The organism is Amycolatopsis aidingensis (genome assembly GCF_018885265.1).
GTDB lineage: Bacteria > Actinomycetota > Actinomycetes > Mycobacteriales > Pseudonocardiaceae > Amycolatopsis > Amycolatopsis aidingensis.
Genome location: NZ_CP076538.1, coordinates 1,360,773 through 1,379,519, shown reverse-complemented (window position 1 = coordinate 1,379,519; position 18,747 = coordinate 1,360,773). Strand labels below are relative to the sequence as shown.

Genomic DNA, 18,747 nt, shown 5'->3' with positions numbered 1-18,747 from the left:
CTCAGGGAGCCGCCGTGACCGTCCACCCCCTCGCCGAAGCGCCGATCACCCTCGTGCGGGCGCGCCGGATCCGCTCGCTCACCGATCCCGAGCCGGAGGCACTCGCCATCGCCGGGGAGCGGATCGTGGACGCGGGCGGCTGGGACACCTTGCGCGGACGCTTCCCGCGGGCCCGGCAGGTGGACTTCGGCCCGGCCACGATGGTGCCGGGGCTGAACGACGCGCACGCCCATCCCAGCCTGCACACCAGCGAGGATCTCTATGTCGACCTGGCACCGGATCGCACCCCGAGTGCCACCGCCGTGCGGGAGGCGCTGGCCGGGCTGGCTGCCCGCACTCCGGCTGGCGAATGGGTCGTCGGGCACAACTTCGACCTGTCCCGTACCGAGGGCGGCGACCGGATCGACCGGGCCCTGCTGGACGAGGTGTCCCGGCACCACCCGGTCCTGGTGATCCACTACTCCTACCACGCCGCCGTGGCCAACTCCGCCGCGCTGCGGGCCGGCGGCTACGGCGACGACTCCGCCGATCCGGTTGGCGGCAGGCTCGGCAGGGACGCCGCCGGGCGGCTGGACGGGGTGGTGCACGAGCGGGCGTGGATGGAGGCCTATCTCGGCCACGGTGGCAGGAAGGCCCTTGTCCCCCAGCCCGACCTGGACACCAGGGTCGCCGCGCTGGTCCGCACGCTCCGGCGGTTCAACGCCGCCGGGGTGACCTCGGTCTGCGACGCGATGGTGCACCCGCAGGACTGGCGGGTGTACCAGGAGGCAAGGCGCAGGGGCCTGCTCACCGCCAGGGTGGGGATGCTGCTGTGGTACGAGTTCTTCCGGCACGCGGCCGAACTGGGGATGTGCACCGGACTCGGGGACGAGTGGCTGCGCTTCACCGGCGTGAAGATGATGACCGACGGGGCATCCTCGGGAGGGACCTGCCTGTGCACGGCCGCGGGCCGGGGCATCCAGCTCATGCCGGACGAGGAGATCGAGCGGACCGTGCGGGAGGTGCACGCGGCAGGCAGCACCGTGGCGGTGCACGCGAACGGGGATATCGCGGTTGGCAAGGTGCTGGCGGCCATCGAGTCGGCCCAGCACGTGGTTCCCGGCACCCGACGGCACCGGATCGAGCACTGCTCGATGGCCGATGCGGCCACCGCGCGGCGGCTGCGCGCGGCCGGGGTCGTCCCCGTGCCGTTCGGCGCATTCGTGCACTACCACGGGCACAACTTCATCGCGCACTACGGCAAGGAAACCGCGGCCACCATGTGTCCACATCGGACATTTCTGGCGGCGGGCCTCACCGTGCCAGGCTCCTCGGACTACCCGTGCGGGCCGCTGGAGCCCCTGCTCGCGCTGCGGTCGATGACCACGCGGCAGGCGCAGGACGGAACGGTGCTCGGCGCGGACGAGCGGCTGTCGGCCACCGAGGCACTGCATGCCTACACGGTCGGCTCGGCCTACGCCTCCGGCGAGGAGGCCGTGAAGGGCAGGCTGGCGCCGGGCATGCTCGCCGATTTCGTCGTGCTCGAACAAGACCCGCTCACCGCGGAACCGGCCCGGCTGGACGCGCTGCGCCCGCTCGCCACCTGGGTCGGCGGGCAGCAGGTGTGGGCGGCCGATGAGCAGCAAGGAGAGCCATCGTGAACGACAACATCACCGCGGCGACCGAGGAAGAGCGGTTGCTGTTCGCTCCGATCAGGACGGTCGGGGAACTGCTGGAATCGGGCGCGGTCTCCCCGGTCGAGCTCACCGAGGCCGCACTCCGCAGGATCGAGCGGCTGGACTCCAGGCTGCATGCCTTCGCCACGGTGGCAGGCGAGCAGGCGCTGGCGGCTGCGCGCGCGGCGGCCGACCGGATCGCGGGCGGGCGGCGGCGCGGCCCGCTGGACGGGATCGTGGTGGCGGTCAAGGACTGCGCCGCCGTGCTGGACCTGCCGCTGGAGGCGGGCTCGGCCGTGCTGCGCGGCAATATCGCCCGGCAGGACGCCGCCACGGTCACCGCGCTGAAGTCCGCTGGCGCGATCATCATCGGGAAGACCACGCTGGACGAATTCACGCTGACCACCGTCGGCCCGGCCCGCAACCCACTGGACGAGGAGCTCACCGCGGGCGGCTCCAGCGGCGGCTCGGCGGTCGCGGTGCGGGCGGGCCTGTGCTCGGCCGCGCTCGGCACCGACACCGGTGGCAGTGTGCGGATCCCGGCCGAATGCTGCGGCATCACCGGGCTGAAACCGACCCACGGGCTGCTGCCGACCGAGGGGATCATCCCGCTGGCTCCCTCCCTTGACCATCCCGGCGTGCTGGCGCGCACCCTCGCGGACACCGCGCTGGTGCTGGAGGCACTGTTGCCTGCCCGGCCTGCCGGGCTGGACGGCACCGTGACCGGCGGCGAGTGCCGGTACCGGATCGGCGTTCCCGCGGGACTCGACTGCGCCCCGGCGGCCTGGGAAGCCTTCGGCGCCGCCGTCGAGTACGCGCGCGGCCGTGGTGCCGAGGTCAGCACGGTGCAGCTGCCCGACCTGGAGCAGCTGGGCAAGGCGCACTGGACCATCCTGAGCAGCGAGCTGGCCGGCTACCACCTGCGCCGGTTCGGCGCGGCGGAGAACCGGTACCAGCAGCCGATGCGGGACGCCATTACCGCGGGGAGCGAGGTGAGCGTGCCCGACTACCTCGCCGCGCAGGAGCAACGAGGGCGGCTGCGGGAGCAGGTGAACGGCCTGCTCGATGGCGTCGACCTGCTCGCCATGCCCACGCTCACCTGCGCGGTCCCGCGGCGGGACGCCCCCGAGGACCCGACCGCCGCCATGGTCGCGCTGACCTCCCTGTTCAACCACACCGGGCATCCCGCGCTCAGCGTCCCGCCCGCGACCGCCGCGGCGGACCGGCCCGCCGGAATCCAGCTCGTCGGCAGGCACTTCACCGAACGCGCCCTGCTCACCGCCGCCAGCACCTTCGCCCAACTGCTGTGAGTGTCAGTGGACCAGGTTGCGCGGCCGGCCCGCGGCGTGGGCCAGGATGTTGTCGCAGGTGGTGCTGAGGATGCGGTGCACGGCGTCGCGGGTGTTGAAGGCCGTGTGCGGCGTGATGAGCACGTTGCGCATCCGCAGCAGGATGTGGTCGCCAAGCAGCGTCTCCAGGTTGTGATCCCGCGCGAACACGGAACGCACCAGCTCGGCCTCCTCGCGGACGGTCGGTTCCTCCTCGAGCACGTCGAGTCCGGCCGCGGCGACGGTGCCGTCGGAAAGCGCCCGCAGCAGGGCCGTGGTGTCGACCACGCTGCCGCGGGAGGTGTTGATCAGGATCGTGCCGGGCTTCATCGCACGGAACTCCTCCGGCCCGAGCAGGTGGTGAGTGCCGGGGCAGGCCGGTACGTGCAGGCTGACCACATCCGACCCGGCCAGCAGCTCCGCCATTCCGGTGTAGCGGAAGCCGAGCGTGGGCGCGAGATCCTCGTCCGGCGCGGTGTCCACCGCGAGCACCTCCATGCCGAACCCCTTGGCGAGCCGGATGGTGTGCCTGCCGATATCGCCGGTGCCGATCACGCCCATGGTGCGGCCCAGCAGGTCGAACCCGGTCAGCCCGGACTGGGAGAAGTCGCCTCTCCGGGTGCGCTCGACGGCATCGACCAGTCGGTGGCTCAGCCCCAGCAGCAGCGCGAAGACGTGCTCGGCCACGGTGTTCTTCCCGTAGGTGGGCACGTTTGCGACCCGCACGCCGCGCCGAAGGCACGAGTCCATGTCGATGTGGTCGAACCCGGTGGAGCGGGTGGCGATGAGCCGCAGGCCGGTGCAGGCATCGAGGACCTTCTCGTCCATGGCCGAGTAGATGAAGGTCGAGATGACCTCGGCATCGGCGTGCTTCCTGGCCAGTTCCTGGTCGAGTGGCGCCGCTTCGAACCGGACCTCGTGCTCCGCGCTCAACCGCTGGAAGGCCGCGCGTTCCCACTCCTCGGCCTCGAAAACGGATACCTTCATCTCGCCCTCTCCCTATGTCCCTGCGCGCCGGGCGTTCTCGCCCGCACCGAAACTAGCCAGGCCGGGATTCGGGAGAATGCGGGACTTGGCCCCTTCCTGGCAGGACCAACGTCCCCCGCGCCGGGTGCCTCCTGCCCTGTTCCCTGACGGCGGCCAGGGTCGAAGCTCGGATGCCATCAATTCCGAGGAGGCTGTCGTGCACTGGTACGTCGACCATCCCGGCCAGGGCTGGCTCGGGTGGATCCTGATGATCGTGGCCATGGTCCTGTTCTGGGGTGGCCTGGTCACCGTCATCGTGTTGCTGCTGCGGCGCCTCGCCCGCCCGGACCGCACCCCGGCGGCGCCGGAAGCCGAGCCGGCAGAGGGCATCCTCGCCGCGCGCTTCGCCCGCGGCGAGATCGACGAGGAGGAGTATCGCAGGCGCAGGGCCGCACTGCGCGAGTGAGCCAGGGAATCCACAGCCGGATCAGTGCGGCCGGTCCAGCGTGCCGAGCAGCACCCGCGCCACCGCGTCGAGTTCGGTGAGCGGTAGTTCGGCCGGCCGCGCCAGCTGCGTGGCGGCGGGCAGCCCTGCCTCGGCCAGCAACGCCCTGGCCTCGTTCTTGCTCAGCTGCCGCCCCGCCGCCCTGCATCCGGTGATCAGGGCTTCCCGCAGGGCGTTGGCGGCCACCGCCCCGGTGCGCTTGGCCAGTTCCACCGCTGCCGCGGCGACGGGGGAACCGTCGTCCTCGCCGCGGCGGGTGACCATCGTGACCCTGCCGTCCAGCCGCCGGACCTCGAGCCGGTACCCCTCCCGGATCAACCGGTCGAGGTGCGGGTACCTGGCCAGGATGTCCTGGGCTCCGGTGGGTGCCGCCACGGTCAGCTCCCTGCCCGGCCCGCACAGCAGCACCCGCGGAAGCTGGCCTGCGAAGCCCGCGGTGAGGTCCAGCCACACCGCGCCGGAGTTCGCCCGCTTGCGCACGCCGGTGGCCTCGCCGGTAAGGGTGGCCAGGTAGTCCGGCACCGGCATGGCGGGGTCGCGGCCCCAGCCGGTACCGACCGGAAGCTCCGTCCCGGTGTCCGGCAGCCGGTCCAGGACCTCCGCGGGCAGCCTGCCTGCCGACTCCAGCGAACTCGTGCCGTGGCTGTAGATCCGAAGCTTGCCGTCCTCGGCGCCGAGTTGTTTCCAGGAGTGCTTGGTGGGCCGGCACAGGTACAGCGAGCTGGCCGAGCCCAGCGCCTCGGCGCCGTGGTAGGTGTTGAACCGGGGCAGCACCGCCTCCAGCATCAGGCCGAGCCGGGTCAGCGCGCGTTGCACCTGGAAGCTGAGCTCGACCTGCCGCTCCCCGCTGCCGTAGCAGATCGCCATCCGGGCCCAGCCGGTGCGCCGCAGCCCTTCCAGCCCGCGCCGGGCGAACAGCCCGATACCGTCCGCGGTGTACGGCGGGTCGGTGAACACCAGGTCCGCACTGTCGTGTACCGGTTCCGGCAAACCCAGCCGCAAGTCGGCGAACCAGGTCCGCACCTCCAGCCCGGCCCGCCGGGCATGCGCCCCGACCACCTCGAGCACCGTGTCGTCCACATCCACCACCGTCACCCGCGCCGATGGCAGCAGGGTGGCCACCGCCAGCCCGGTCAGGTCACGATCACCGAGCACCAGCAACCGATGCCCGGCAAGGTGGAACCGCTCGGTCAGCCAGAACGCCCTGTGCACAACTGTGTCCACTGTGGCCGGAACATGGTCGAGGTCGCGGCGGGGCGCGGGCAGGTCGGCCCTGGCGGCCTCGACGACCGCCCGCAGCAGGTCCTCGGCCTGCCGGTCCGGGCGGGCCAACAGCGGACCGAGCTCCGCCAGCGCCCCGGCCCGCAGCCGGACCGCGCGGTCCTCGGTGGACACGGCCGCGCCGAGCAGCCCGAGCAGTTGCTTGACCCCCTCGCGGGAGACCCCGGAACGGGCGACCAGCTCGGCCATCCGGTACGGAGTGCCCTCGGCAAGGAGCTCCAGCACGCCCAGGCCAAGCGGCAGGTCGATACCCCAGGAACCTTCCATGGTGTCGCGCAACTCGGCCGCCGACACCCCAAGCGGACTCGTCATACCTGCACGGCACCCCGCGTGCCGCCCCCGGAACCGAACCCTCGTCCGCACCTCATCGGGCCAGCGTACCCGTCGCCATCGCGGGAACCACGGCGCGATGCGCCGCCTGGGTGAAGAAACGCCGTCCAGGCAACGACGCGGGTCGTTCAGGGGTAGAGAAGACGAGGTCGAAGATGCTTGGCACGAGGAGGGACACGGATGGGGCCCATCGTTCCTGGTTTGCCATGGATGCAGCGACGCGCACTCGGGCTGGCCGCCGTCGTGGTGCTGGCGGCGAGCCTGCTCGCCGGCCTGCCACCACGGTCGGCACAGGCGGCGGGTCACGCCCGGCCGGAGGCAGGCGGGGTACTGATCAAGCACAGCTATGCGGCACGGCAGTACCTCTGGACCCAGGTGAACCGCAAGCTGCCCGACCGCTCGTACTGGCAGGACGGGAGGGACGACGCACGTGCGGGCTGGTCTACGCGGCCACGTGGCATCTTCCGATCGCTGTTCCAAGTGGATCTGACGCCGATCGCCGGTACCAGGGTGCACGACGCCTACTTCGCGATCACCTTGGACCGGTCGAACTTCTGCCGGGAGGTCCCGGTCGAGCTGTGGCACACCAGGGCCATCGACCCAGCCGTGCCGCTCACCTGGAACAACTCTCGAGATCACTGGTTGGAAGGGCGTCCGCTCGCCACCGGCACCGGCCAGGCCTGCGACGATCTCGACACCGGGATGGAGTTCGGGGGCGCGTCGCTGCACCGGCTCGTGCAGGACGCCGCGGACCGGCACTCCCCGACCCTGACACTGGGGCTGCGTGTGCCAGAGGAGGGCGATCCCCGGCAGGGCATGCTGTTCCAGCCGGAGACCGCCGTCCTGGTGGTGGAGTACAACTCGCCGCCGGACGCGCCCACCCGGCTGTCCACGGTCCCGCCGACCCCCTGCGGTACGGCGGAGGCACCCATCTCGCTGAACGACGGGCGCGGCTCGCGCTTTTCCGCCGTGGCCACCGATCCGGACCGGGACAACCTGAACACCCTGCTGGAAATCGTGCACGCGGACGGAACGATCGTGCACGCGAGCGAGTCGGCCACCACGACCTCGGGCGCGGCATTCAGCTGGCCGGAGCTACCGGCTGGGGTGCTACGCCACGGCGAGACCTATCACTACCGCGCGCGCAGCAGCGATCACCTGGACACCGGGCCCTACACCGACCCCTGCTATTTCACCGTGGACGCGGTGGAACCCGGTACGCCGCGGATCGCATCGACCGACTACCCGCCCGACGGAGAACCGGTGATCCCGGCACGAACCACCGGCACCCTGACCCTACGGCCAGCCGAGGGAGACACCGATATCGCCGAGTACCGCTTCGGCCTGCAACAGTTCCGGATGACCAGACGGATCAAGGCCGCCCCGGACGGGACGGCGGTCCTTCCGATCACGGTGCACTCGTGGTTCGGGGAATCGTTGTACGTCCGAGCCGTGGACCATGCGGGCAACCCCGGCCCCACCGCCCCGGCCTGGGAGCTGAACGTACTGGACAACCCCGCACCACCGGCACACGAACCAGGTGACGCGACTGGCGACGGTCGCGCCGACGTAGTCGCCGTGCTCGACCATGGCTTCGAACGCACCATGATCTGGAACCTCGTGGCGAGGGAGGGTGGCTTCCATGCCGGTGTCGTGGGTTTCGACAGCGGCTTCGGCGGCGGCGTGGAACCGGAGCGGAACCGGTTCGTCCGGGCGGACTTCGACGGGGACGGGCGCACCGACCTGATCGCACTGCGGGAGAACCTCGACGGCACCGGAAGGCTGACGCTGGTGCGCTCGGACGGCAACGGGTACGCGGGCACCTCGACCTGGGACAGCGGGGATCAGGCGTGGCCACTGGCCACCACCCGGATGGCCGCAGGAGACTTCGATGGCGACGGTACCTCCGATCTCGCGGTGCGACTGGCCACCGCGGGCGGCGGGTGGCAGGTCCTGGTGTTCCGCGACGGCAGGCTGGCGCAACCGGAACCCTGGCACATTGCCAGCGGCGGTGGGGCGGATGCGCACATCCTGGCTGGGGACTTCGACGGGGACGGACGTGCCGACCTGGCCGAGCTGCGTGACGAGGGCGACTGCCGGGCGAGCCTGGTGCTACACCGTTCGACCGGTACCGCGTTCGGGGACGGCCAGCTCCGCTGGGACAGCGGTACCGGCGGCTACTGCACCGACCGGGCCACCCTGGTAGCCGGGGATGTGCACGGCGACGGGAAGGACGACCTGATCGCCCGCTACGACCACGCCGGTGCGGGCACGACGCTACAGGTGTTCGATTCCGCGGACGGCCCGGTCGAATGGTGGCGCGACCCGGGGTTCGACCCGGGGTTGGCGGTGCTCGGCGCCGGGGACTTCGACCTCGACGGCCGGGCGGACCTCGCCATGGTCACCACCGATACGACCACTGGACGGACCCAGCTGTGGACCTCCCGCTCCACCGGATCCGGCTTCACCGCACCGGTGCTCGGCTGGCAGGAGACCACTGGGGGCGTCCCCTACGGTCCCTGACCGGCATCCGTGGGCCGGGCCCACAGCCGCTCGGCGCGTTCCTTCAGCGCGCGGGCCACGGCGTCGAACCCGTCCTTGACCCACGGGCCCGCCTGGCGCATCACCTGCCCGGCGTACTCGCCGCTGAAGGTGTCGGTGGTGCGGTAGCTACAGCGTCGCGGCCCAAGGGGTTCGATCCACTGGTCGCGGACGGCGAAGATGCCGGGCAGCTCGTCCCCGGTGTCGTAGCGCAGATGATGTGGCGGGTCGACGATCCGGATGTACTCCCGGTTCACGAAGGTGCCTGCCGAACCGTCCATGGCGGGCACGGTGAGGTCGATCCGGTCCCCGATCGCCAGGGTGGTCTCCGCGCGGACCGTGTAGGGGTTCCATTCCGGGTAGCGCGGGTAGTCGACCAGCACCTCCCAGACGAACCGGGCCGGTGCCTCGATCTCCACCGTGACGGACTCGACGATATGGGATTCGCTCATGCCGGCATGTACTCCCCACCGTTGACGTCCAGCGTCGCCCCGGTGATCTCGGAGGCGTAGCGGGACAGCAGGAACAGCACCGCACCGGCGCAGGCCTCGTCCGGCGGGATCCGGCCGAGCGGCTTGCCGCCCGCGATCTCGTCGTAGATCTCCTGCTCGGCGACACCGCGCTGCTCCGCCGTCATCCGCAGGTAGAAGCGCACGCCGGGGCCATCCAGCCAGCCCATCATCGCCTGGTTGGCACGGATTCCGTGCTCGCCGAGCTCCAGTGCGAGCGAACGGGTCACCGACCCCATCGCAGCCTTGGCCGCCGCGTACCCGCCGTCCCCGCGCATCGGCTTACGGGTGGCCATCGTGCCGATGTTGACGATGGCGCCCCTTCCGGCCGCCTTCATCCCCGGCACCACCGCGCGGGTGACGTTCAGCGCGCCGAACAGGATGATGTCCATCGAGCGGCGGATCGCCTTCTCCCGCGTGTCCAGCAGGTCGGCGAAGCCTGGATGCCCATAGGCCGAGTTGATCAGCCCGGTGATCGGGCCGAACCGCTCGGTGGCGGCGTCCACCAGCCGCTGCACCTCCTCGGGCTTGCGGACATCGCAGGACATGCCGAAGGCCTCGCCACCGGCCGCGGTGATCCGCTCCGCCTCCGCGGTCATCACCTCGGTCGAGCGTGCCGCCATCACGACCTTCGCGCCCTCGGCCGCTGCCCGGCAGGCCAGCCGGGCACCGAGCCCCGGCCCGACCCCGGTGACCAGCACGACCTCGCCGTCGAGCATCACAGGTAAACCTCCACATAGGATGCGAAGTCTCGTTCGATTCGTTCCGCGGACAACCCGAAGTCCTCCGCCGTGTAGGAGTGCGTGGCATCGCGTTCCCGCCGGTCCCGGTCCAGATAGGACTCGAATGCCGCATCGTCGGCCTCGTCCGCGCCAAGGCCCAGCGCGCCGAGCACACGACGGGCCTGGGCGGCTGGCTCGGCCACCATCTGGTCGAAACGGACGTCCACGAAGCGGTGCGGCCGCCGCGCGCGCACCGCGGTGAACTCTCCGAGGGTGGTGGCGAACCGCTCGCTCCAGTAGCGGCCGATCGCGACCGGATCCCCGGAATCGCTGTACTGGGCGGACATCGCGCGTACCATCGAGGCGTAGGAGGGCACCGCGCGCACCGGGGACCGGTGGGTCATCACGATCCGGCAGCCGTCGAAGGTGTCCAGCACGGTGTCCACCGCCGTCAGGTGGTGTGGCGACTTCAGCACCCAGCGCCGGTGCGCCCTGGACGGATCCTGCCACTGCAGCACCTGCAACCACTGGCGCAGCTCCTGGTACGCCTTGCCCTGGTCGGCCGACCGCAGCCAGTCCCCGTAGTCCGGCACCCAGTAGAAGGAGTCGAAGCTCATCGAGGTGAAGGTCCGGTCCAGCAGGATCACGTCCTCCTCCGGGCCATCCCATGCCACGGTGTGGATATCGCCGAACTCGGGCGAGAGTTCGAGGAAGGCCGCCATCCGCTGCCGGGCACGCTCCTTGCGCTCGGCAGCGTCCGGCCCCTCACCGGGGAAGGGGATCGGGTACGAGGTCTCCCAGGACAGCGTGGAGGTGAGCTTCGGCGAGGCGGACAGCAGCCGGTGCAGCAGGGTGGACCCGGTCCGCGGCAGACCGCAGATGACCGCACCCACATCCGGCTCCACCTCGAGGATCTCCGGATGTTCCCGTTGCAGCGCGCGCAGCCGCAGCCGGTCGGCCAGCAGCGCGATGAGCCTGCGCCGGGTCAGTTCACGGCCGAACCCGGAAAGGCCCGCCTGCTTGTTCAACGCGGTCACCAGCACCCCGAGCGGCTCGAGGAACCAGTCGTCGCCGAACTCGAACAACCCGGTCTTGTCCCGCGCGGAGGCCAGCAGCAGGTCCACCTCCAGCGGTGCGGTCTTCGCGGTCACCTGTCCTCCCTGCCGATCAACGCATCCAGTGCGACCACCCGGCATTCCGGGACGGGGTGGGTCCGTGCGCCGAGCCAGCGCAGCAACGCGGTGCCGCTGCCGTGCCCGCAGGTGTCAATCCAGTTGCCGAAGCCGGGATCACGGTCGGCCACCACGATGGTCAGCCTGCCCCCGCTGAGCACGGCGGTGTGCTTGTTCACCGTGATCCGGCGCCGGTGGTCCAGCGACTCCATCCACCAGTTGTCCAGCTGGAAGTTCCAGTACGGGCAGTCGGGAACCTCGGTCTCGATCAGCCATGCCTCACCGGGGGCCAGCTTCCAGTAGCCGTGCAGGTAGTGGATCTCCGGGTCCCCACCGGCTCGCTGGAACATGTTCTGGCCGAAGTCGGCGAGCTCGTTCGGCCTTGTCATGAACAGCTCGGTCCACTGTGCGAAAGTGGCCGCGGTGCCGTGCACCGACAGCGCGGCCCGGCGCAGTGCCTTGGCCAGGAACTCCGGACTGAGCTCGGCGGGCTCGGCGGGGCCATCGATCCGCTCGATCGCCCACTGCCCCGGCGTCTCGGTGCCGCGGTCGAGGTAGGTCTGGCGCAGCACGAGGCCGGTGGAGTCGGGGGCGAGCGGGAGCCAGTTGCGGCCCTGCTCGGTCGCGCTGGCGATAATCTCGATGGTGCCGTCCGGCTCGGCGACCAGCTCACTGTCGGTCAGCTCGCCGGTGGAGGCCATGGTGCCGTCCTTGGCGTAGCGGTTGGCCTTGGAGCCGATACTGAAGTACGCGATCGTGCCGCGCCTGCCGGTGATCCGGTAGCTGCGGTCACCGCGGATGTTCGCCGAGAGGTAGACGTTGTCCGGATTGTCCGCGCCGATCTTCACCAGGTCCAGCTCGTGCAGCCGGGGGAAGTCCGGGTCGGCGTTGTCCACACAGGAGTACAGCATCTCCCTGGTGAGGCGGCTCAGGTAGCGGAAGCCCTCGGCGCGGTCCAGCGGGGTGTCCGGGGCCGCGGGGCGCAGCACCTCCTGCCCCGCTCGCTCCAGCGCCCGGCAGAACTCCGCCCAGGCTTCGGCAGGCTCGCTCACGCCATCTCCTCTGAGTAGAACACGTTCTACAATCAGAGTACCGAAACTGGACAATGTTCAATACGTGTTGCCAGGCGTGGTTCGGTCCGTGCCGAGCACGCCGAGCTCGCGCAGCGCGCCGAGCACCTCCTCGGCCGCCTGCTCCGGGGTGCCCTGCGTGGTGTCCAGCCGCAGCTCGGGGTCGGTGGGCGGCTCGTACGGCGAGTCGATCCCGGTGAAGTTGACCAGCTCGCCTCGCCGTGCCTTGGCGTACAGGCCCTTCGGGTCCCGGCGCTGCGCCGTCTCCAGCGGGGTGCCCACGTACACCTCGCAGAACTCCCCCGGCTCGACCAGCCCACGGGCGAGCGCGCGCTCGGCGCGGAACGGCGAGATGAACGACACCAGCACGATCAGGCCAGCCTGCACCATCAGCGCGGACACCTCGGCGATCCGGCGGATGTTCTCCACCCGGTCGGCCTCGGTGAAGCCGAGGTCGGAGTTCAGGCCGTGCCGGATGTTGTCGCCGTCCAGCAGGAAGGTATGCGCGCCGAGCCCGTGCAGCCGCCGCTCCACCAGGTCCGCGATGGTGGACTTGCCTGCGCCGGACAACCCGGTGAACCACACCACGCAGGGGCGGTGCCCGTTGCGGGCGGTCCTGGCTTGCTTGTCCACGGTGACGGCCTGCCAGCGCAGGTTGGCCGAGCGGCGCAGCGCGAAGTCGATCATTCCGGCGCCGACCGTGCGGTTGTTCAGCGGGTCCAGCACGATGAACGAACCGAGGTCGCGGTCCTGGTGGTACGGCTGGTACGCCACCGGCTCGTCGATACGGACGTGCGCAACCCCGATCTCCCCAGCCCGCAGGGTCCGCGCGGGCAGTTCGGCCTGGGTGCGCACGTCGATCCGGTGCCGGGGACGTTCCGCGGTGAAACCGACCGTGCGGGCGCCGAACTTGGCCAGATACCGCCGCCCTGGCAACATCTCCTGCTCGTCCAGCCAGACCAGATGCGCCCGGAAGGCGTCGGCGACCTCGACCGGCGGCCCGGCGGCGAGCACGCTGCCCCTGCTGACGTCCAGTTCCCCGGCCAGCACCACGGTGACCGAGGACCCGGCAGGCGCCGCAGGGAGCTCGCCGTCCATGGTGACGATGCGCTCCACCACGGACTCCTGCTCCCCCGGCTGCACCCGGACCCGGTCCCCACGGTGGAGCGTGCCGCCCAGCACCCTGCCGGAGAAGCCACGGAAGGTGTCATCCGGCCGGTTCACCCACTGCACGAGCAGCCGCGCCGGTGCGGTGGGCGAGCCGTCCCGCGGCCGCGCCGTCTCCAGCCACTCGAGCAGGGACTCCCCTTCGTACCACGGCGTCCGCTCGCTTCGGGCGACCACGTTGGTCCCTTCCACTGCGGACACCGGGATGCAGGCCACCTCGGTGATGCCGAGTCCGGCTGCGAACTCGCGGTACTGTGCGCTGATCCGCTCGAACGCCTCCCGCGAGTAGCCGATCAGGTCCAGCTTGTTCACCGCCAGCGCGACCTGCCGGATGCCAAGCAGTGCGACCAGGTTGGTGTGCCGGTAGGTCTGGTCGAGCAGGCCCTTGCGGGCGTCGAGCAGGATCACGGCGGCGTCCGCGGTGGAGGCGCCGGTGACCATATTTCGGGTGTACTGCTCGTGGCCCGGCGTGTCGGCGACGATGAACCGGCGCCGCTCGGTGGCGAAGAACCGGTACGCCACGTCAATGGTGATCCCCTGCTCCCGCTCCGCGGCCAGGCCGTCGACCAGCAGCGCGAAGTCCAGCTCGGCACCCCTGGTGCCGTGCCGCCGCGAGTCGGCGGCCAGCGCATCGAGCTGGTCGGTGTGCAACAGCCGGGACTCGTACAACAGCCTGCCGATCAGGGTGCTCTTGCCGTCGTCCACGCTGCCGCAGGTGAGAAAGCGCAGCAGGCCGGCATGGTCCCCCTGCGCCATGGCCATCGGCTGGGTCATCAGAAGTACCCCTCCTGCTTCTTGCGCTCCATCGAGCCGGACTGGTCCCGGTCGATGACCCTCCCCTGCCGTTCCGAGGTGGTGGCGGTGCGCATTTCGGCGACGATCTCCGGCACCGTCCGGGCCTGGCTCGGCACCGCCCCGGTCAGCGGGTAGCAGCCCAGCGTGCGGAAGCGGACCAGGCGCCGCTGCGGCACCTCGCCCTCGGCCAGCGGCATCCGGTCGTCGTCCACCATGATCAGCACTCCGTCCCGCTCCACCACGGGTCGTTCGGCCGCGAAGTACAGCGGCACGATCGGAATGCGCTCACGCTCGATGTAGCGCCATACGTCGAGTTCGGTCCAGTTGGAGAGCGGGAAGACCCGGATACTCTCCCCCGGGCCGATCCGGGTGTTGTACAGCCGCCACAGCTCGGGGCGCTGGTCCTTCGGATCCCACCGGTGCTGCGCGGTGCGGAAGGAGAACACCCTTTCCTTGGCCCTGGACGCCTCCTCATCCCGGCGCGCGCCGCCGAAGGCGAGGTCGAACCGGTTGTGCTCCATCGCCTGGCGCAGCCCCTGGGTCTTCCACAGGTCCGTGTGCCGCGCCGAACCGTGGTCGAAGGGGTTGATGCCCTTGGCAAGGCCCTCCGGGTTGCGATGCACGATGAGCTCGAGGCCGAGCCGCCGCGCCGTCTCGTCCCGGAAGGCGATCATCTCGCGGAACTTCCATGTGGTGTCCACATGCAACAAAGGGAAGGGTGGAAGGCTCGGGTAGAAAGCCTTACGCGCCAGATGCAGCAGTACCGAGCTGTCCTTGCCGATGGAGTAGAGCAGCACCGGCCGCTCGCTTTCGGCGACCGCCTCGCGAAAGATGTCGATACTGTCGGCTTCCAGCCGGTCGAGGTAGCTGAGCATCGTTCACCCCACGGTCGCCAGCTCCGCGAGGATGTCCTCGGCCAGCTCCGGCCGGCACACCAGCAGATCGGGCAGGCGGGGGTCGCGGTTGTTGTAGCGCAGCGGGCTCCCGTCCAGCCGGGAGGTGTGCAGGCCCGCCGCCCTGGCGATGGCCACCGGAGCGGCGGAGTCCCATTCGTACTGGCCGCCGCCGTGCAGGTAGGCCTCGGCCTCGCCGCGGACGACCGCCAGCACCTTGTAGCCCGCGCTGCCCATCGGCACCAGCTCGGCACCGACGGCCGCGGCCACCTCGCGAGCCTGCGCGGGTGGGCGGGTCCTGCTCACCGCGATGCGGATCCCGCCCGCGGGTCGCACGGGAAGCGGTAGTTCGTCATCGGTGCCATAAACCCGGTCCAGCGCGGGCAGTGCGACGGCGGCCGCGGCCAGGTCGCCCGCCTGCCACAACGCCACATGGACCGCCCAGTCGACCCGCCCCTGCTCGCCGAACTCCACGGTGCCGTCCAGCGGGTCGATGATCCACACCCGCTCGGCGGTCAACCGGGCGGGATCGTCCGCCGCCTCCTCGGAGAGCACGGCATCCCCTGGCCGGTGCGCCCGCAGTTCGCCGGCAAGGTACTCCTGTGCCGCGCGATCACCACGCGCGCCGATATCGGCGTACTCCTCCCGCCCTTCCCGCAGGCTGGTCAGCAGGGTGCCCGCTTCGGCGGCGATCCGGCGGGCCAGCGCCGCGTCATCGTTCGTCATGGGGCAACGGTAGCGGCATATTGAACAATGTCCAATACCTGGACTGAACATTGTTCACCCCTGCGGTACAGTGGATTCATGGCTCAGACCAACGTGCAGCCCGGTACCGCGTGGGGCGACACCGAAGGGCGCAGGCGGGATATCCTCGCCTCCGCCGAGGGGCTGCTCGAGGAGTCCGGCTACCCGGCGCTGACGATCCGCGCGATCGCCGCAGGCGCCGGCGTCAGCGCCGGTACCGTCTACCAGTACTTCGACGGCAAGGAGGAGGTCTTCGTCGCGCTCACCGCCCGCAGGCTCGAGCAGGTACGGGCGACGCTGGAGGAGGTGGATCGCCTGCTCGGTATCGCGGGGGTGCTGCGGGAGATCCTGCCGCAGATCACCGAGCTGTGGCGCAAGCTGGGCCGCTCGGCACCGCAGTGGGAGGCGAAGGTGCTGGCGAGCGGCAGGCGGAACAAGGGTGTGGTGACCTCCGCGACGCTCTACCGGAACACCCTGCGCACGCTGGAGCAGACCCTGCGGGAGACGGCCGAGGCCGCGGGGCAGACCCTGGTGGAGGACCCGGCCGTGGCGCACTGGGTGTGGGACGCGCTGATCGGGGTCGCCGACGACCTGCTGCTCGGCGGCTCCCGGCAGGGCAGGGTCCCGCGCAGGCGCCTCGTCCGGTTCGCCACCGAGGCCATCGAACGCAGCATCGTGACTTAGGTTGTGTCCGGGAAGGCGATCCAGGCACGGTGTTCGGTCGCGGCCAGTGCGAGCAGCAGCAGCGCGACGGCTCCTGCCGCCCACAGCGGCCAGGGGACGGCCATCGGCGCCAGCAAGATCAGCGCGACACAGGCTGGATAGCGGACCAGGAACCGGCCGGTCCCCCGCCCGGCAGGCAGCACGCAGACCAGCCAGATCGAGGTCAGCGCGGCGGCCACCGCGAGCGCCAGCGGGTAGGCAGCCCACCGTTGCCCCACGGCATTGGAGCCGATCGCCTCGGCGAGGAACCGGGCACCGGCGCCGACCGCCCCGACGGCTGCCACGATCGGGAAGTGCCCGTACTCCCACAGCCTCGGCAACGGGCCTGCCGCGAGCCGGGCGTGCGGCGGCGCGTGGTACAGCCACAGCAGGCAGGCGACGACGCCGACCGCCAGCACCGCCACCGTGACCAGCGGCGCGCGGGCGGCGTCCCCGGCGAGGGCCTGCTGGATGGCGAAGATGGCCGCGGCCACCACCTGCGCGGCGACCGTCAGGGTGAAGCGGCCGTACCGCCCGGCGAGATGGCCGGGGTTGGTCGGCATCCGGCCGGCCTGCCGCGCCAAGGCCGGGACCACGAACTCGGCCGCGGCGAGCAGGAAGAACACCGGCAGTTGCCACCCCTGCGGCAGGGCGAGCCTGCCCAGCCAGGCCACCTGCAGCACCAGCAGCCCCGCCGCGTACCGCAGGCAGGTGGCCCGCCGGGCGGGGTCTCCGGCCGCGGCCCGCAACCACTGCGCGGCCAGCGGGAGCCGCATGACGGCGTAACCGATCGTGATGACGGTGAAGTCCTGCTCGGACGCCGCCGCGGGCACCCCGGCCGCCAGCACGCAGGCACCGAGGACCTGCACCGTGGTCACCAGCCAGGTCACGCCGTCGCCAGGGTCGTAGGCTGACATCAGCCAGCTGAAGTTCAGCCAGGCCCACCAGATGGCGAAGAACACCAGCGCGAAGGCCAGGGTGGCCCCGGCAGGCCCGGCCGCGCGCAGGGTGTCCGCGAACTGGATGGCCGCGGTGCCCGACGCGGCCGCGAAGGCCAGATCGAACAGCAGCTCCAGCGGGGTCTGGCCGCGCGACTCCGCCGGGTCGCGCGCCCGCATGGGGCGGTAGAGCGGGGCGGTCACCCACGCTCCGGCCGCGGTTCGGCGCGGGTGGAGAAGACCGCGAGCCCGAGCATGCACAGGGTCGCCAGCCCGGCAAGGGCCAGCGGGCTGAGGAAGTGCGTGCTGCCTGCCAGCACCGCCAGTGCCACCAGCAGCCCGATCACGACCACCCGGGACCAGGCGAGCACCCCGGTGCGGGCATAGCTGTAGAGCAGGTTGCCCAGCAGGTACAGCACGGGGCCGCCGGTGACGCAGCCGATCACTGCGGCGTCCAGGTGCCCGGTCGGATGCATGGTGATCTGCTCGATGGAAACCGCCACCACGATCGCACCGGCGATCATGACCGCATGCGCGTAGGCGAATGCCGAGCGGGCGATGGCGGTCTGCTGTTCCCCTTCCGGGTCCGCCTCCCGTTCACCGCCCGCCGGGACGGCAAAGTAGTTCCACCACAGCAGCACGAGGCCGAAGAAGCCGATCAGGGTCGCGGTCACCACGGGCGCGGTGAGCTCCAGCTCGGTCAGCGTGAACCCCATGATCAGAATCGACTCGCCGAGGGCGATGATGAACACCAGCCGGTTCCGCTCGGCGAGGTGCTCGCGGTGCAGTGGCCAGGTGCGCATCGGGGCCGAGCCGAAGCCGGGGATGGCGAAGCTGACCATCGGCGCGGCGTAGTCGATCACAACCGCCAGCGCCCACAGCCACAGCTGGTGCTCGGGGAGGAAGGCACCGAGCAGCCAGCAGACCCCGGCAAGGGCGCTGTAGGCCAGCAGCCGGGCGTAGTTCGCACCCAGCTGGCGGCCACGGCAGGCCCAGACCATGAAGGCGCTGCGTAGTAGTTGCAGCAGCAGATACGAGCCAGCGAACAGCAGCGCCTCGTCCTTGAAGGCCGCGGGCAGCGCCACCGACATCCCAAGGCTGGCCAGCATCAGGACCGCCAGCAGCACCCGGACCAGTACGTTGTCCGGGTTGAGCCAGTTCATCGCCCAGGCCGTGTAGTTCCACCCCCACCACACGGCGAGGAACAGGATCGCGGCCTGCAGTACCCCGGTGCCGCTCAGATGGGCGGTCAGGAAGTGGGAGAGCTGGATGACGGCGAACACGTAGACGAGATCGAAGAACAGCTCGATCGCGCCGACCTCGGGCGCCGTGCCCGACTTCCGGTCCCGCAGGACGGTACCGGGGATGGTACGGGAGTGCATACCGGCAGGTTAGGGCAGCGGAGCGCGAGTCCGGCCGCGGGACACGG

Annotated in this window: 16 protein-coding genes; 5 read left to right on the top strand and 11 right to left on the bottom strand. The window is 70.9% G+C overall.

What is annotated here, in order from left to right:
• Positions 1–14: 14 nt before the first annotated feature.
• Together KOI47_RS06695 and KOI47_RS06690 are read left to right on the top strand one after the other, a co-directional pair.
• The gene (locus KOI47_RS06695) at positions 15–1,640 is read left to right on the top strand and encodes an amidohydrolase (RefSeq protein WP_216214914.1); all 1,626 of its coding nucleotides are present in this window, start codon (positions 15–17) and stop codon (positions 1,638–1,640) included.
• Positions 1,637–2,965 carry an amidase gene (locus tag KOI47_RS06690; protein WP_216214912.1) on the top strand — a complete coding sequence of 443 codons (1,329 nt, stop codon included), beginning with the start codon at positions 1,637–1,639 and terminating at the stop codon, positions 2,963–2,965. Before KOI47_RS06695 ends, KOI47_RS06690 begins: the two co-directional genes overlap by 4 nt.
• A 3-nt stretch (positions 2,966–2,968) precedes the next feature.
• On the opposite strand, the gene KOI47_RS06685 is transcribed toward KOI47_RS06690, so the two are convergent.
• Positions 2,969–3,970 (bottom strand): hydroxyacid dehydrogenase, encoded by a 1,002-nt coding sequence (locus KOI47_RS06685; RefSeq protein WP_216214910.1) that lies wholly within the window; start codon positions 3,968–3,970, stop codon positions 2,969–2,971.
• A gap of 196 nt (positions 3,971–4,166) precedes the next feature.
• Between KOI47_RS06685 and KOI47_RS06680 the strand changes: the two genes are divergently transcribed.
• Positions 4,167–4,415 (top strand): SHOCT domain-containing protein, encoded by a 249-nt coding sequence (locus KOI47_RS06680; protein ID WP_232376579.1) that lies wholly within the window; start codon positions 4,167–4,169, stop codon positions 4,413–4,415.
• Between the two features lie 21 nt (positions 4,416–4,436).
• Here the strand turns inward: KOI47_RS06680 and KOI47_RS06675 are convergent, their stop codons facing one another.
• Complete coding sequence (locus tag KOI47_RS06675; protein ID WP_216214908.1) at positions 4,437–6,047, bottom strand: bis-aminopropyl spermidine synthase family protein; 1,611 nt, start codon at positions 6,045–6,047, stop codon at positions 4,437–4,439.
• 228 nt (positions 6,048–6,275) lie between these two features.
• On the opposite strand from KOI47_RS06675, the gene KOI47_RS06670 reads away from it, so the two are divergent.
• Positions 6,276–8,588 (top strand): FG-GAP repeat domain-containing protein, encoded by a 2,313-nt coding sequence (locus KOI47_RS06670; protein WP_216214906.1) that lies wholly within the window; start codon positions 6,276–6,278, stop codon positions 8,586–8,588.
• On the opposite strand, the gene KOI47_RS06665 is transcribed toward KOI47_RS06670, so the two are convergent.
• Genes KOI47_RS06665 through KOI47_RS06635 form a run of 7 tightly spaced genes read right to left on the bottom strand, consistent with a single transcriptional unit; the run spans position 8,576 to position 15,660 of the window.
• Complete coding sequence (locus KOI47_RS06665) at positions 8,576–9,058, bottom strand: SRPBCC domain-containing protein (RefSeq protein ID WP_216214905.1); 483 nt, start codon at positions 9,056–9,058, stop codon at positions 8,576–8,578. The two genes, KOI47_RS06670 and KOI47_RS06665, sit on opposite strands and share 13 nt — an antisense overlap.
• On the bottom strand, positions 9,055–9,834 hold the full coding sequence (locus KOI47_RS06660; protein WP_216214903.1) for an SDR family oxidoreductase: 780 nt from the start codon (positions 9,832–9,834) through the stop codon (positions 9,055–9,057). The genes KOI47_RS06665 and KOI47_RS06660 overlap by 4 nt, the downstream gene beginning before the upstream one ends.
• On the bottom strand, positions 9,834–10,988 hold the full coding sequence (locus tag KOI47_RS06655; protein ID WP_216214901.1) for a sulfotransferase family protein: 1,155 nt from the start codon (positions 10,986–10,988) through the stop codon (positions 9,834–9,836). The genes KOI47_RS06660 and KOI47_RS06655 overlap by 1 nt, the downstream gene beginning before the upstream one ends.
• The gene (locus KOI47_RS06650) at positions 10,985–12,061 is read right to left on the bottom strand and encodes a DUF1214 domain-containing protein (protein WP_216214899.1); all 1,077 of its coding nucleotides are present in this window, start codon (positions 12,059–12,061) and stop codon (positions 10,985–10,987) included. The genes KOI47_RS06655 and KOI47_RS06650 overlap by 4 nt, the downstream gene beginning before the upstream one ends.
• Positions 12,062–12,118: 57 nt before the next feature.
• Positions 12,119–14,020 carry an adenylyl-sulfate kinase gene (gene cysC / locus KOI47_RS06645; protein ID WP_216214897.1) on the bottom strand — a complete coding sequence of 634 codons (1,902 nt, stop codon included), beginning with the start codon at positions 14,018–14,020 and terminating at the stop codon, positions 12,119–12,121.
• A complete protein-coding gene (gene cysD / locus KOI47_RS06640; RefSeq protein ID WP_216214895.1) occupies positions 14,020–14,916 on the bottom strand; it encodes a sulfate adenylyltransferase subunit CysD in 897 nt (298 codons plus the stop codon). The genes cysC and cysD overlap by 1 nt, the downstream gene beginning before the upstream one ends.
• A gap of 3 nt (positions 14,917–14,919) precedes the next feature.
• Positions 14,920–15,660 carry an inositol monophosphatase family protein gene (locus KOI47_RS06635; protein ID WP_216214893.1) on the bottom strand — a complete coding sequence of 247 codons (741 nt, stop codon included), beginning with the start codon at positions 15,658–15,660 and terminating at the stop codon, positions 14,920–14,922.
• A 78-nt stretch (positions 15,661–15,738) separates the two neighbouring features.
• Between KOI47_RS06635 and KOI47_RS06630 the strand changes: the two genes are divergently transcribed.
• Positions 15,739–16,362, top strand: a complete 624-nt coding sequence (locus tag KOI47_RS06630) for a TetR/AcrR family transcriptional regulator (protein ID WP_216214892.1) — start codon at positions 15,739–15,741, stop codon at positions 16,360–16,362.
• On the opposite strand, the gene KOI47_RS06625 is transcribed toward KOI47_RS06630, so the two are convergent.
• Positions 16,359–17,522: a low temperature requirement protein A gene (locus KOI47_RS06625; protein WP_216214890.1), complete on the bottom strand. Its 1,164-nt coding sequence runs from the start codon at positions 17,520–17,522 to the stop codon at positions 16,359–16,361. The two genes, KOI47_RS06630 and KOI47_RS06625, sit on opposite strands and share 4 nt — an antisense overlap.
• Positions 17,519–18,700 (bottom strand): low temperature requirement protein A, encoded by a 1,182-nt coding sequence (locus tag KOI47_RS06620; protein WP_216214889.1) that lies wholly within the window; start codon positions 18,698–18,700, stop codon positions 17,519–17,521. The genes KOI47_RS06625 and KOI47_RS06620 overlap by 4 nt, the downstream gene beginning before the upstream one ends.
• Positions 18,701–18,747 lie beyond the last annotated feature (47 nt).